This window comes from Solimonas soli DSM 21787 (assembly GCF_000474945.1).
GTDB lineage: Bacteria > Pseudomonadota > Gammaproteobacteria > Nevskiales > Nevskiaceae > Solimonas > Solimonas soli.
Genome location: NZ_AXDW01000017.1, coordinates 31,685 through 44,260, shown reverse-complemented (window position 1 = coordinate 44,260; position 12,576 = coordinate 31,685). Strand labels below are relative to the sequence as shown.

Here is a 12,576-nt window from a genome sequence, read left to right as displayed (position 1 = left end):
GCGCCATGACGACGCCCCTCGCCCCCGTCGTGCGGGTCGCGGCCGCCCAGCTCTCGCCGGTGCTGGGCAGCCGCGACGGCACGATCGCCAAGGTCGTCGACGCCATCGCCGCGGCGGCGCGCCAAGGCGCGCAGCTGATCGTCTTTCCCGAGACGGTCGTGCCGTACTACCCGTACTTCTCGTTCATCACGCCGGCGGTGGCGATGGGCGCCGCGCACCTCGCGCTGTACGAGCAGGCGGTGACGGTGCCGAGCGCGGCGACCGACGCGGTCGCCGCCGCCGCGCGCCGCCACGCGATGGTCGTCGTGCTCGGTGTCAACGAGCGCGACCACGGCACGCTGTACAACGCGCAGCTGATCTTCGATGCCGACGGCCGGCTGCTGCTGAAGCGCCGCAAGCTCACGCCGACCTATCACGAGCGCATGGTCTGGGGTCAGGGCGACGGCAGCGGGCTGAAGGTGGTCGACAGCGCGGTCGGCCGCATCGGCGCGCTGGCCTGCTGGGAGCACTACAACCCGCTCGCCCGCTACAGCCTGATGGCGCAGCACGAACAGATCCACTGCAGCCAGTTCCCCGGCTCGCTGGTCGGCCCGGTCTTCGCCGAGCAGATGGAAGTGACGGTGCGCCACCACGCGCTCGAAGCCGGCTGTTTCGGCATCAACGCCACCGCCTGGCTCGGCGAAGAACAGATCGCGTCGGTCACCGGCGACCCGGCCCTGCAGAAAGCGCTGCGCGGCGGCTGCTACACGGCGATCGTCTCGCCGGAAGGCAAGCACCTCTGCGCGCCGCTGCGCGACGGCGAGGGCATGGTCTGCGCCGATCTCGATTTCAGCCTGATCACCAAGCGCAAGCGGATGATGGATTCGGTCGGCCACTACGCGCGCCCGGAACTGCTGTCGCTGCAGCTCGATGACCGCATCGCGCAGCCGCTGCGCACGCCGGCCTCACCCTCTTGCGTTCCTGCCTCGCTCAACCGGAGTGCCGGCGATGAATTCCCCGCAGACGAACCAGCAACTGATCACCGAACTGCAGTCGCGCGGCTTGCGGCTGGCCGATGACTCGGTCGGCGCGCCGAGCCGCCGCGGCGGCGCCGGGCCGTCCGATCACAAGGCGGTGACCATCGACGGCCGCACGTTCATGGTGCCGGTGCACACCGGCCCCGCCGCCGATTCACCATACGTGGCCGATACGCCCGCCGTCGACGGCAGCATCGCGCTGCGCCGCGGCGGCGTGAAGCTCGCCGATCTCGCGTTCCCGAAAGCGCCGCGCTTCTACGCCCTGCACGCCGCCGACGGCACGCCGTACTGGAAGATCGCCCAGCTGCACGGCAGCGACGTGCTGGCGACCACCGTGCTGCAGACCTGCATCCGCTACGGCCGGCGCAGCACGTCCTGCCAGTTCTGCGCGATCGGCGAATCGCTGGCGCAGGGACGCACCATCAATCGCAAGACGCCGGAACAGCTCGCCGAGGTCGCGCGCGCCGCCGTCGCGCTCGACGGCGTCACGCACATGGTGATGACGACCGGCACGCCGAACTTCAGCGACCGCGGCGCGGCGATCCTCGTCGAAAGCGCGCTCGCCGTGAGAGCCGCCGTGCCGACGCTGGCGATCCAGGCGCAATGCGAGCCGCCCGACGATCCGGCCTGGTTCCGGCGCCTGAAGGACGCCGGCGTCGACAGTCTCGGCATGCATCTCGAAGCGGTCACGCCCGACGTGCGCGCGCGCATCATGCCGGGCAAGGCCGAGGTGACGATCGAGCACTATCTGCAGGCGTTCGCCGACGCCGTCGCCGTGTTCGGCCGCGGCCAGGTCAGCACCTACATCCTGGCCGGGCTCGGCGACACGCGCGAAGCGATCCTGGCGATGTGCGAGACGCTGATCGGCCTCGGCGTCTATCCCTTCGTCGTGCCCTTCGTGCCGATCTCCGGCACGCCGCTCGAACATCGGGCGCCGCCCGAGCCGGCGTTCATGCGCGCGCTGCTCGCGCCGCTCGGCCGCATGCTGGTCGCCGCCGGGCTGCGCGCGCGCGACATCAAGGCCGGCTGCGGCAAGTGCGGCGCGTGCTCCTCGCTGGCCGCCTACGAAACCGATGGCGACGGCGCGGCGCCGGCCGCCGAGGCGGCCTGATCATGCTGCTGCCGACGCCACCCTTCATGCCGGGCGAATTCCGCATCCAGCACGCCAGCGCCGCGTGGGAACGCCGCGCCTGCGCCGAGCTGCGCCGCACGGTCTTCTGCGCCGAGCAGGGCCTCTTTGCCGGCGACGACGGCGACGCGATCGACGCCTGCGCGCTGCCGATCGCGGCGATCGCCTGCGTCGCCGGCATCGGCGAGCGCGTCGTCGGCACGGTGCGCATTCACCGGCCATCGCCGCAGCGCGAAGCGAATCTCTGGCAGGGCTCGCGCCTCGCCGTGCTGCCGGATTACCGACGCAGCGCCTGGCTCGGCAGCGAGCTGATCCGTCATGCCGTGTGCACGGCGCGTGCGCGCGGCTGCAAGCGTTTTCTCGCCCAGGTGCAGGTACAGAACGTCAAGCTGTTCGCGCGCCTGCACTGGACGTCGCTGGCGGCGATCGAGGTGCAGGGCCGTCCGCACGTGCTGATGGAAGCGCGGCTCGAGCACTATGCGCCGCGTCGCGACGATGCCGTCGCGTTCTACACCCGGGTTCACGCCCACGCGCGGCGGGCCGCCTGATGCTCGACGAACTGATCGCCGGCCTGCGCGGCAGCCGGGGCCTCGCCGCCAAGCGCGACATCGCCGCCGCCCTCGCCGCGCTCGGCATCGCCGATCCGTCGGCGGCGGTGCCGGTCGGCGACGACTGCGCGGCGCTGCCCCTCACCGACGATTGCGGCGACGGCCACCTGCTGTTCGCGATCGAAGGTTTCCTCAACGAGTTCGTCGCGCGCGATCCCTGGTTCGCCGGCTGGTGCGGCGTGATGGTCAACGTCTCCGACATCGCCGCGATGGGCGGCCGCGCGCTCGCCGTCGTCGACGCGCTGTGGAGCCGCGACCCGCAGCACATGCAGCCGGTCCTCGACGGCATGGCGGCGGCGGCGCGCGCCTTCGGCGTGCCGGTGGTCGGCGGGCACAGCAATGCGCGCGCCGCGCAGGAACAGCTGTCGGTCGCCATCGTCGGCCGCGCCAAGAAACTGCTGACAAGCTTCGACGCGCGGCCCGGCGACGCGCTGCTGGTCGCCGTCGATCTGCGCGGCGCGTACCGCGAGCCGTTTCCGCACTGGAACGCGGCGACCACGGCGCCGCCGCCGCGCCTGCGCGGCGATCTCGAACTGCTGCCGCAGCTCGCCGAAGCCGGCCTCTGCCGCGCCGCCAAGGACATCAGCCAGGCCGGCGTGCTCGGCACCGCGCTGATGCTGCTCGAATGCTCGGGCGCCGGCGCGACACTCGACGTGCGCCGCGTGCCGCGTCCGCCGCAGGCGCCGCTGGCGCGCTGGCTGCTGCACACCTTTCCGAGCTACGGCTACCTGCTCGCGGTGCCGCCGGCGCAGGTCGCCGAGGTCATCGCGCGCTTCGAGGCCCGCGATCTGGCCTGCGCCGCCGTCGGCCGCTGCGACCGCAGCCGGCAGCTGCGGCTTCGCGAACACGGCGAGGAACGTGTCGCCTGGGATTTCGCCGCGCAGGCGCTGACCGGCTGCGGTCCCGCCGCCGCGCCGCACATGGAGGAACGCCGCCATGCCTGAGATGCAGTTCCGCATCCGCTGGCCCGACGACTCGTCGATGCTCTGCTATTCGCCGTCGAGCAGCATCCGCGAGGCCTTCGTGCTCGGCCACCCGTATCCGCTCGGCGAGTTCGTCGCGAAAAGCCGCAGCGCGCTCGAATACGCAAGCCGGCGCGTCGCGCAGAAGTACGGCTTCGGCTGCGCGCACGCCGCCGTGCAGATCCGCGAGATCGAAGCGGCCGCCGCGCGCTTCGCGCGCGATCCGCACGCCACCGTCACCGTCGAGTCCTTCCTGTGAACGCTGCCGTTCCGTCGTCCATGCTGTCTCCGTCAGCGCCGATCGCGCGTCGCGTGCCGGTCGCCATCGTCGGCGGCGGTCAGGCCGGTCTGGCCATGAGCTGGCTGCTGAAGCGGCGCGGCATCGAACACGTCGTCTTCGAGAAGCACCGCGTCGCCCATGAATGGCGCGAGGCGCGCTGGGACTCCTTCTGCCTCGTCACCCCGAACTGGCAGTGCCGCCTGCCCGGCTGGCCGTATGCCGGCGACGATCCGCACGGCTTCATGCTGAAGGAGCAGATCGTCGCCTACCTCGAAGGCTACGCGGCCTCGTTCGCGCCGCCGCTGCACGAGGGGGTGCAGGTCACGCGCCTGCGCCGCGTCGATGGCGGCTTCGAGCTGCAGACCCGAGCCGGCGACTGCTTCGCCGGGCAGGTCGTCATCGCCACCGGCGGATATCACACGCCGATCGTTCCGCGCAGCGCCGAGCGCCTGCCGGGCACGATCCTGCAGCTGCATTCGTCGAGCTACCGCAATCCGCGCCAGCTGCCGGCGGGCGCGGTGCTGGTGGTCGGCAGCGGGCAGTCCGGTTGCCAGATCGCCGAGGATCTGCACCTCGCCGGACGCGAGGTGCATCTCGCCGTCGGCGCCGCGCCGCGCTCGCCGCGCGTCTATCGCGGCCGCGAAGTCACCGACTGGCTGACCGATTCGGGCTACTACGACATTCCCTACGAGCGCCATCCGCAGAAGGAAACGGTGCGCGAGAAGACCAACCACTACCTGACCGGCCGCGACGGCGGCCGCGAGATCGATCTGCGCCGCTTCGCGCTCGAAGGCATGCAGCTGTATGGACGCTTCGGCGAGATCATCGCCGGCGACGGCGCGCTGCTCGCGCGCTTCGCGCCGGACCTCGGGCACAACCTCGATCAGGCCGACGCGAGCTATCTGTCGATCCGCCGCAGCATCGACCAGTACATCGAGGCGCAGGGCATCGACGCACCGTGCGAAGCGCCGTACATGCCGGTGTGGGAACCGCAGGCGGAGCGCACGTCGCTGGACCTCGCCGGCGCCGGCATCACGAGCGTGATCTGGGCGATCGGCTTCGCCGCCGACTACCGCTGGATCGAGGCGCCGGTGTTCGACGGCCGCGGCCGGCCGGTGCAGAGGCGCGGCGTCACGGATGTCGACGGGCTCTACTTTCTCGGCCTGCCGTGGCAGAACACCTGGGGTTCCGGCCGTTTCGCCGACGTCGGCAAGGACGCCGAGTACCTGCTGCGGCACCTCGCGCTCGCCGACACCGGCGTCGGCTAAGGGCCGGGGCCGGCGCGGCGCGGCGCCGCGCGCAGATCCCTGAGCAGGCCGAGCCAGAGTTCGCGTCGGATCGCCCGGTCTTCGCGGCGACGCTGCTGTGCCTGACGCGACCGCGAGCGCCGTTCGCGGCGACGCTCGACGCCATCGCGCGCCCGCCAGGTCTGGCGCGCGCACAGCGCGAACGCCTGCGCGTCGCCCATCAGCGCGTCGATCTCATGCAGCGCGATCAGGGCGACGCCGCCGACGATGCGGTCGATGTCGAATCTGGCGCGCAGGGCGCTCAATTGCAGGCTCATGCCACCCGTCAACCTTCCTCGGTCCTCGCCGTTGAAAACGAAAAAGGGGCTGCCGAGTCGCCTCGACTTCCCCTCTCCCGTCGGCCCGAACCGGCTGGTTCAGGCCTGGCGGCGCCCGCTCGGCGCGCCGCGTCTTCCTTCAGGCTCAGGCCGCGGCCTTCTTGGCGGCCTTCTTGGCCTTGCTCGCGGTCTTGGTCACGGTCTTCTTCGCCTTGGCGACGACCGGCGCTTCGCCCTGAATCTTGGCGGTAATGGTCTCGACGCCGCTCTTCAGCGTCTTGGCCAGCTCGTCGCCGGTCTTGGTGACGATCTTCACGGATTCGGTGTAGGCGCCGACGACGGTGGCCTTGCCTTCCGGCAGATAGGCGACCGGATTGGCGGCCACGGCCTTGATGCCGTCGGTCTTGGCCTTGCTCACGCTGGCCTGCACCAGCGTCGACAGCTCCTTGCCGGCGGCGACGTTGGTCTGCACCAGTTCCTGCACGCCCTCGACGACGATCGTGTTGGCCGCCTTCAGGGTTTCGACGCCGGCGCCCAACACTTCCTGGCCACGGGTCACGACGACATCGGCGCGGCTCTTCACATCATTGACGATCGTTTCAACGCTCATGCTGCACTCCAAATTTCCAGACGAAAGAAAGTTAAAAGTCCCCAACCCTTGTTGCAATGCAACAATTGCTGCGGCACAGCATAAGGGCGGCGGCGATGATGTCAATGGCCGGGTTCGACCGTCCGACCAACGGCATCGGCGCGGCCCGCCCGGCCGGCGCGGCGGTTGCGGTCCGCGCGCCGCGTCCGTACCGGCCGACGCCGCGGCCTCTGTATGCTCGCGCCATGGAACGCTATCTGCGGCATGCCCATCAGCGGCTCTGGCACACCCGCCACGGCGATCGGCCGCGGCGGGCGGTGCGCGCCGCGCGCTATCTTTTCGTGCTGCTGCGCGATCTGCTCGACGGCCAGCTGACGATGCGGGCGATGAGCCTGGTCTACACCACGCTGCTGTCGATCGTGCCGCTGCTGGCCCTGGCCTTTTCGGTGCTGAAGGCCTTCGGCGCCCGCGACGCGCTGCATCCCTTCCTCAGTCAGCTGCTGGCACCGCTCGGCCCGCAGGCCGCCGAGCTGACGGAACAGATCGTCGGCTTCATCCAGCGCATGAAGGTCGGCGTGCTCGGTTCGCTCGGCGTCGCGCTGCTGATCTGGTCGGCGCTGTCCCTGATCCAGAAAGTCGAGAGCAGCTTCAACTTCGTCTGGCGCGTCGAACGGCCGCGACCGCTCGCGCAGCGGCTCGGCGAGTACTTCGCGGTGCTGACCATCGGCCCGGTCGTCGTTTTCATCGCCGTCGGCATCACCGCCTCGGTGCTGAATTCGGCGTTCGTCGGCGCGCTGGCCCGCTACGAACCGTTCGGCTTCGCGATCTTCCTGCTCAGCCGCCTCCTGCCATACGCGCTGATCATCGGCCTGTTCACCTTCCTCTACAGCTTCGTGCCGAACACGCGCGTGCAGATGCGGGCCGCCGCGACCGGCGGCGCGTTCGCCGGCGCGCTGTGGCAGACCGGCAGCCTCGCCTTCGCTTCCTTCGTCGCCCGCGCCACCAACTACAACGCGGTCTATTCCAGTTTCGCGATCCTGATCTTCCTGCTCATCTGGATCTACGTGAGCTGGATGATCGTGCTGCTCGGCTGTCAGCTGGCTTTCTACCTCCAGCATCCCGAGCACCTGAAGCCGCAGCGCGTGCCGGCCCTGCTCGGCGCGCGGCAGATGGAATACCTCGCGCTGGTCATCATGGGCGCGATCGGCCGGCGCTTCATCGCCGGGCAGCCGGGCTACACGGAGGAAGAGCTGAGCGTCATGCTCGGCGCCGAGCCGGAACACGTGGCGCGGGTCGTCGACCAGCTGATCTTCAACGGCCTGCTCACCGAGAGCGGGCAGGCGCGCACGCAGCTGACCCCGGCGGTCGACCTCGCCTCGGTGCCGCTGGCGCGGCTGTGGACGCTGGCGCGCGGCGGCGACGGCCTGCCCGCGGCGAAGGGCGAGCTGGCGCGCAGCGCGCGCGCCGTGCTCGAACAGGCCGAAGCCGACTTTGCCGCACGCCACGGCGAGCTGACGATCCGCGGCTGGCTGGATAGCCAAGGGCGCGACGCCGAGCCCTCCCTATAATCGCCGCGCGCCGACGGCGCGGGGACAAGACAAACCGACGCGAACCAACGCGCGACATCACGAGGACGAACCCATGACGACGGCCGGCGCTGCGCACGATTTTGCCTGGTACCAGTCCTACCCGGCCGGCGTGCCGCACAGCGTCGACCTTGCGGCCTATGCCTCGCTGGTCGAACTGTTCGAGAAAACCTGCGCGAGCTACGGCGGCAACACCGCCTTCGAATGCATGGGCGTCGGCCTGAGCTACGCCGAGCTCGACCGCCAGACCCAGGATTTCGCCTCGTACCTGCAGAACGTGCTCGGCCTGCATCGCGGCGACCGCGTCGCGCTGATGATGCCGAACCTGCTGCAGTATCCGGTGGCCCTGTTCGGCGTCCTGCGCGCCGGCCTGATCGCGGTCAACGTCAACCCGCTGTATACGCCGCGCGAACTCGAGCACCAGCTGCGCGACAGCGGCGCCAAGGCCATCGTCATCGTCGAGAACTTCTGCACGACCCTGCAGCAGGTGATCGCCAACACGCCGGTCAAGCAGGTCATCACCACGCAGGTCGGCGATCTCGCGCCGTTTCCGCAGCGCGCGATCGTCAACTTCGTGGTCAAGCGCATCAAGAAGCTGGTGCCGGCCTGGAGCATTCCGGCGTCGGTCGCCGCCACGGTCGGCTTCCGCGAGGTGCTGGCCAAGGGCCGCGCCCAGCCCTATGCGCGCGTCGCCCTGAAGCACGAGGACATCGCCTTCCTGCAGTACACCGGCGGCACCACCGGCCTGTCGAAGGGCGCGGTGCTCACGCACGGCAACGTGGTCGCCAACCTGCAGCAGGTCAGCGCCTGGATCGGCCCTTTCCTCGAGGAAGGCAAGGAAGTCGTCATCACCGCGCTGCCGCTGTATCACATCTTCGCGCTGACGGTGAACGCGCTGCTGTTCTTCCGCTTCGGCTGCCGCAACGTGCTGATCACCAATCCGCGCGACATGGCCGCCTTCTGCGCCGAGCTCAAGCGCAGCGGCTTCACCGCGATCACCGGCGTCAACACGCTGTTCAATGGCCTGCTGCACGCGCCCGGCTTCGCCGACCTCGATTTCTCAAAGCTCAAGCTCGCCGTCGGCGGCGGCACGGCGGTGCAGCAGACGGTCGCCGGGAAATGGCAGAAGGTCACCGGCGTGGCGCTGAGCGAAGGTTATGGCCTCACCGAATGCTCGCCGGTCGTCAGCTTCTCGCCGCTCGACAAGCCGCGGTGGAACGGCACGATCGGCGTGCCGCTGCCGTCGACCGAGGTCTCGCTGCGCCGCGACGACGAGAGCGAGGCCGCGCCCGGCGAGCCGGGCGAACTCTGCGTGAAGGGCCCGCAGGTCATGCAGGGCTACTGGCAGAAGCCGGAGGAGACCGCGAAGGTCTTCACCCGGGACGGCTGGCTGAAGACCGGCGACGTCGCGATCTTCGAGGCCAACGGCTTCCTGCGCCTGGTCGACCGCAAGAAGGACATGATCCTGGTGTCCGGCTTCAATGTGTACCCGAACGAGATCGAAGCCGTCGTCGCCCAGCACCCGGGCGTGCTCGAAGTCGCCTGCATCGGCGTGCCCGACGAGAAGTCCGGCGAAGTGCCGAAGGTATTCGTCGTGAAGAAGGACCCGGCGCTCACCGAAGCCGCGCTGCGCGCCTTCTGCCAGCAGAACCTGACCGGCTACAAGATGCCGAAGTACATCGCCTTCCTCGACGAGCTGCCGAAATCGAACGTCGGCAAGGTGCTGCGCAAGGAACTGCGCGGCAAGTAGCCTCGTGGTGACGGAAATGCAAAAGCCCCGGCAAGCCGGGGCTTTTTTGCAGCTTTTGATCAAATCATCGACGCCGAAATAACGTGGATCGGCGTCGCGAGCGAAGGCAGGTTGCGGGCCGCCACCGCGCAGCAGGCGGAACGTACATCAGTACGTGAGCATTGCGAGCAGTGCCGGCACGCAAGATGCCGAGCGCAGCAGCCGAGCCGTGTTATTTCTCGACGAAGGCGCGCTCGATGACATAGTCGCCCGGCGTGCCTATGTGCGGCGAAATCTCGAAGCCGCGCTTGTCGAGCACGGCGCACAGATCGGTCAGCAGCGAGGGACTGCCGCAGATCATCACGCGGTCGGTCTGCGGATTCAGCGGCGGCAGGCCGAGGTCGGCGCAGAGCTTGCCGTTCTCGATGAGATCGGTGATGCGGCCCCGGTTGCGGAACGGCTCGCGCGTCACCGACGGATAGTAGAGCAGCTGGTTCTTCACCAGCTCGCCGAGGAACTCGTGCTGCGGCAGTTCCTGGGTCAGATAGTCGTGATAGGCGAGATCGTCGACATGGCGCACGCCGTGGAACAGCACGACTTTCTCGTAGCGCTCGTAGACGTCCGGATCGCGCGCCAGGCTCATGAACGGCGCGAGGCCGGTGCCGGTGCCGATCAGGAACAGGTTCTTGCCCGGCTTGAGATCGTCGATCACCAGCGTGCCGGTCGGCTTGCGGCTGACGATCAGCTCGTCGCCGGCCTTGAGATGCTGCAGGCGCGAGGTCAGCGGGCCGTTCTCGACCTTGATGCTGAAGAACTCGAGATTCTCGTCGTAGTTCGGGCTGGCGATGCTGTAGGCACGCATCAGCGGCTTGCCGTTGACCTGCAGGCCGATCATCACGAACTGACCATTGCGGAAGCGCAGCGAGGTATCGCGCGTGCAGGTGAAGCTGAACAGCGTGTCGTTCCAGTGACGGACCGACAGCACGGTCTCGGTGGCAAGAGCAACCATGTCGAAGAAAATCCCGGGGAAATGCGTTCGAGGGCGCGAAGTTTAAGGAAAAACCCCCGGTGGCGCACTCATGCGTCCGGGTGAGCCCCTGCGCAGGATCGCGCGCGCCGGCGCGCTGCCGACACCGGCGTCCGTGTCGTGCAGCATCCACGGACTGCAATATCGCGCGGCTACCTTGCGCAGCCTGGGAAAGACCGCGCTCAGTTCGCCTCGGGCAGCGTGATGTTCATCTCCAGCACTTCGAGGCCGTCCTCGCGCTGCACATGGATGTTCACCGCGTTGTCGGGCACCTGCACGTACTTGCGCACCACGAGCAGGATCTCCTCGCGCAGCTTCGGCAGGTAGACGGGGCCGTTGGCACGGCCGTCACGCTGATGGGCGACGACGACCTTGAGGCGCTCCTTGGCCAGCGAGGCGGTGTTCTTCGGTTCGCTGCGCAAGAATTTGAGCCAGTCCATCGCTCAGGCTCCGGCGCCGAAGATGCGGCCGAGCAGGCCTTTCTTCTCGGCGGTGATGTAGCGGTGCTCGCGCTGCTCGCCGAGGAAGCGGGCGACCAGATCCTCGTAGGCGCGGCCGGCGTCGGTCTCCTTGTTGGCGATCACCGGCGAGCCCGCGTTCGACGAGGTCAGCACCGCCGGCGATTCGGGGATCACGCCGAGCAGCGGGATGGCGAGAATCTCCCTGACGTCGTCGACCGACAGCATCTCGCCCTTGGCCACGCGCGCCGGGTTGTAGCGCGTCAGCACCAGGTGCTCCTTGACGCGGCCCTCGCCTTTCTCGACGTGGCGCGTCTTGCTCGACAGCAGGCCGAGCACGCGGTCGGAGTCGCGCACGCTCGACACCTCGGGGTTGGTCACGACCAGGGCCTCGTCGGCGAAATACATGGCCAGGTGGGCGCCGCGTTCGATGCCGGCCGGCGAGTCGCAGACGATGTAGTCGAATTCCTTGGCGAGCTCGCCCAGCACGCGCTCGACGCCGGCCTCGGTCAGCGCATCCTTGTCGCGCGTCTGGCTGGCGGCGAGGATGTAGAGGTTTTCGTGCGTCTTGTCCTTGATCAGGGCCTGGCGCAGGTTGGCCTCGCCGTTGATGACGTTGACGAAGTCGAACACCACGCGGCGCTCGCAACCCATGATGAGGTCGAGATTGCGCAGGCCCACGTCGAAATCGATGACCACGGTCTTGTGGCCGCGCATGGCGAGGCCGGTGGAGAACGACGCGCTGGTCGTCGTCTTGCCCACGCCGCCCTTGCCGGAAGTCACTACGACGATTTTTGCCACGGGGTTTCCCTATCTTGTTGTGTCGGCGGCGAGCGCGAGGGCGCTCACCATTCCAGTCGTTCGATCTTAAGTTTGCCATCGGCCAGCACGACCTGCGCGGGCTTGCCGCGCAGGTCGCCCTGCATCTGCTCGGCGACCGCGTAGACGCCGGCGACGGCGACCAGCTCGGCCTCGAAGCGCCGGCAGAAGACGCGCGCGCTATTCTCGCCACGCGCGCCGGCGATGGCGCGGCCGCGCAGCGCGCCGTAGATGTGCACGCAGCCGTCGGCGACCACTTCGGCGCCGGGGCTGACCGTCGAAGTGACGACGAGATCGCCGTCGGCGACGTAGATCTGCTGCCCGGAGCGCACCGGTTCGCTGATGACGCGCGTGGCCTTGCGCGCGCCGGCGACCGCGGCGGGCGGCGTCGGCGGCGGGTTCGCCGCGGCGGCGGCCGGCTCGGCGGCCGGCAGCGGCCGCGCCTTGGCGGCGCCTTCCGGCGGCAGCACGGCGAGCCCCCAGCTGCGCGCCGATTCGGCGAGCGGGCCGTCGCCGACGCCGACCGGCTGCATGCCGACCTCGCGCAGTGCGGCGAGGATGCCGCCCAGGTCGACCGGCGCGTCGGCCTCGAGAATGATCGGCATGCCCTGCACGGCCTGCGGCATCTGCCGCGCGAAGTCGCGCAGCTGGGCGCTGATGGCGCCAAGGTCGGGATCGAGGATGCGGGCGCGCGTCAGCGACAGCATGCGGCCCTTGAATTCCAGCGCTTTCTTGGACGTCATGAGCTTGCAAAAGAGTTCGGGAGATTCTACACAGTTCGTACCTGCCGCCGCCCCATGGCAGGCCAT

The 12,576-nt window shown here is 69.2% G+C and carries 14 protein-coding genes; 8 read left to right on the top strand and 6 right to left on the bottom strand.

Annotated elements, in window-relative coordinates; translation table 11 throughout:
* Positions 1-5: 5 nt before the first annotated feature.
* Genes K344_RS0109535 through K344_RS21030 form a run of 6 tightly spaced genes read left to right on the top strand, consistent with a single transcriptional unit; the run spans position 6 to position 5,263 of the window.
* The gene (locus K344_RS0109535; RefSeq protein ID WP_043114207.1) at positions 6-1,058 is read left to right on the top strand and encodes a Nit6803 family nitrilase; all 1,053 of its coding nucleotides are present in this window, start codon (positions 6-8) and stop codon (positions 1,056-1,058) included.
* On the top strand, positions 988-2,127 hold the full coding sequence (locus tag K344_RS0109530) for an MSMEG_0568 family radical SAM protein (protein WP_028080477.1): 1,140 nt from the start codon (positions 988-990) through the stop codon (positions 2,125-2,127). Before K344_RS0109535 ends, K344_RS0109530 begins: the two co-directional genes overlap by 71 nt.
* A 2-nt stretch (positions 2,128-2,129) precedes the next feature.
* Positions 2,130-2,693, top strand: coding sequence for an MSMEG_0567/Sll0786 family nitrogen starvation N-acetyltransferase (locus tag K344_RS0109525; RefSeq protein WP_028080476.1), 564 nt, complete (start codon positions 2,130-2,132; stop codon positions 2,691-2,693).
* On the top strand, positions 2,693-3,697 hold the full coding sequence (locus K344_RS0109520; RefSeq protein WP_043114206.1) for a sll0787 family AIR synthase-like protein: 1,005 nt from the start codon (positions 2,693-2,695) through the stop codon (positions 3,695-3,697). The genes K344_RS0109525 and K344_RS0109520 overlap by 1 nt, the downstream gene beginning before the upstream one ends.
* Positions 3,690-3,974 carry an MSMEG_0570 family nitrogen starvation response protein gene (locus K344_RS0109515; protein ID WP_028080474.1) on the top strand — a complete coding sequence of 95 codons (285 nt, stop codon included), beginning with the start codon at positions 3,690-3,692 and terminating at the stop codon, positions 3,972-3,974. The genes K344_RS0109520 and K344_RS0109515 overlap by 8 nt, the downstream gene beginning before the upstream one ends.
* A 20-nt stretch (positions 3,975-3,994) precedes the next feature.
* Entirely contained in the window at positions 3,995-5,263 is a 1,269-nt protein-coding gene (locus K344_RS21030; RefSeq protein ID WP_043114204.1) for an MSMEG_0569 family flavin-dependent oxidoreductase, read from the top strand.
* On the opposite strand, the gene K344_RS0109505 is transcribed toward K344_RS21030, so the two are convergent.
* Both K344_RS0109505 and K344_RS0109500 read right to left on the bottom strand, forming a co-directional pair.
* Positions 5,260-5,559 (bottom strand): hypothetical protein, encoded by a 300-nt coding sequence (locus K344_RS0109505; protein ID WP_028080473.1) that lies wholly within the window; start codon positions 5,557-5,559, stop codon positions 5,260-5,262. The genes K344_RS21030 and K344_RS0109505 overlap by 4 nt on opposite strands.
* 145 nt (positions 5,560-5,704) lie before the next feature.
* Positions 5,705-6,169, bottom strand: coding sequence for a phasin family protein (locus K344_RS0109500; protein ID WP_028080472.1), 465 nt, complete (start codon positions 6,167-6,169; stop codon positions 5,705-5,707).
* Between the two features lie 224 nt (positions 6,170-6,393).
* On the opposite strand from K344_RS0109500, the gene K344_RS21025 reads away from it, so the two are divergent.
* Positions 6,394-7,716: a YihY/virulence factor BrkB family protein gene (locus K344_RS21025; RefSeq protein WP_043114225.1), complete on the top strand. Its 1,323-nt coding sequence runs from the start codon at positions 6,394-6,396 to the stop codon at positions 7,714-7,716.
* A gap of 73 nt (positions 7,717-7,789) precedes the next feature.
* A complete protein-coding gene (locus K344_RS0109490; protein ID WP_028080471.1) occupies positions 7,790-9,484 on the top strand; it encodes an AMP-binding protein in 1,695 nt (564 codons plus the stop codon).
* Between the two features lie 211 nt (positions 9,485-9,695).
* On the opposite strand, the gene K344_RS0109485 is transcribed toward K344_RS0109490, so the two are convergent.
* From K344_RS0109485 to minC, 4 genes are all read right to left on the bottom strand, one after another.
* Positions 9,696-10,472, bottom strand: coding sequence for a ferredoxin--NADP reductase (locus K344_RS0109485; protein ID WP_028080470.1), 777 nt, complete (start codon positions 10,470-10,472; stop codon positions 9,696-9,698).
* Between the two features lie 200 nt (positions 10,473-10,672).
* A complete protein-coding gene (gene minE, locus K344_RS0109480) occupies positions 10,673-10,930 on the bottom strand; it encodes a cell division topological specificity factor MinE (protein WP_028080469.1) in 258 nt (85 codons plus the stop codon).
* A gap of 3 nt (positions 10,931-10,933) precedes the next feature.
* Positions 10,934-11,749, bottom strand: a complete 816-nt coding sequence (minD, locus tag K344_RS0109475) for a septum site-determining protein MinD (RefSeq protein ID WP_028080468.1) — start codon at positions 11,747-11,749, stop codon at positions 10,934-10,936.
* 44 nt (positions 11,750-11,793) lie between these two features.
* Complete coding sequence (gene minC, locus K344_RS0109470; protein WP_028080467.1) at positions 11,794-12,510, bottom strand: septum site-determining protein MinC; 717 nt, start codon at positions 12,508-12,510, stop codon at positions 11,794-11,796.
* Between the last annotated feature and the right edge of the window lie 66 nt (positions 12,511-12,576).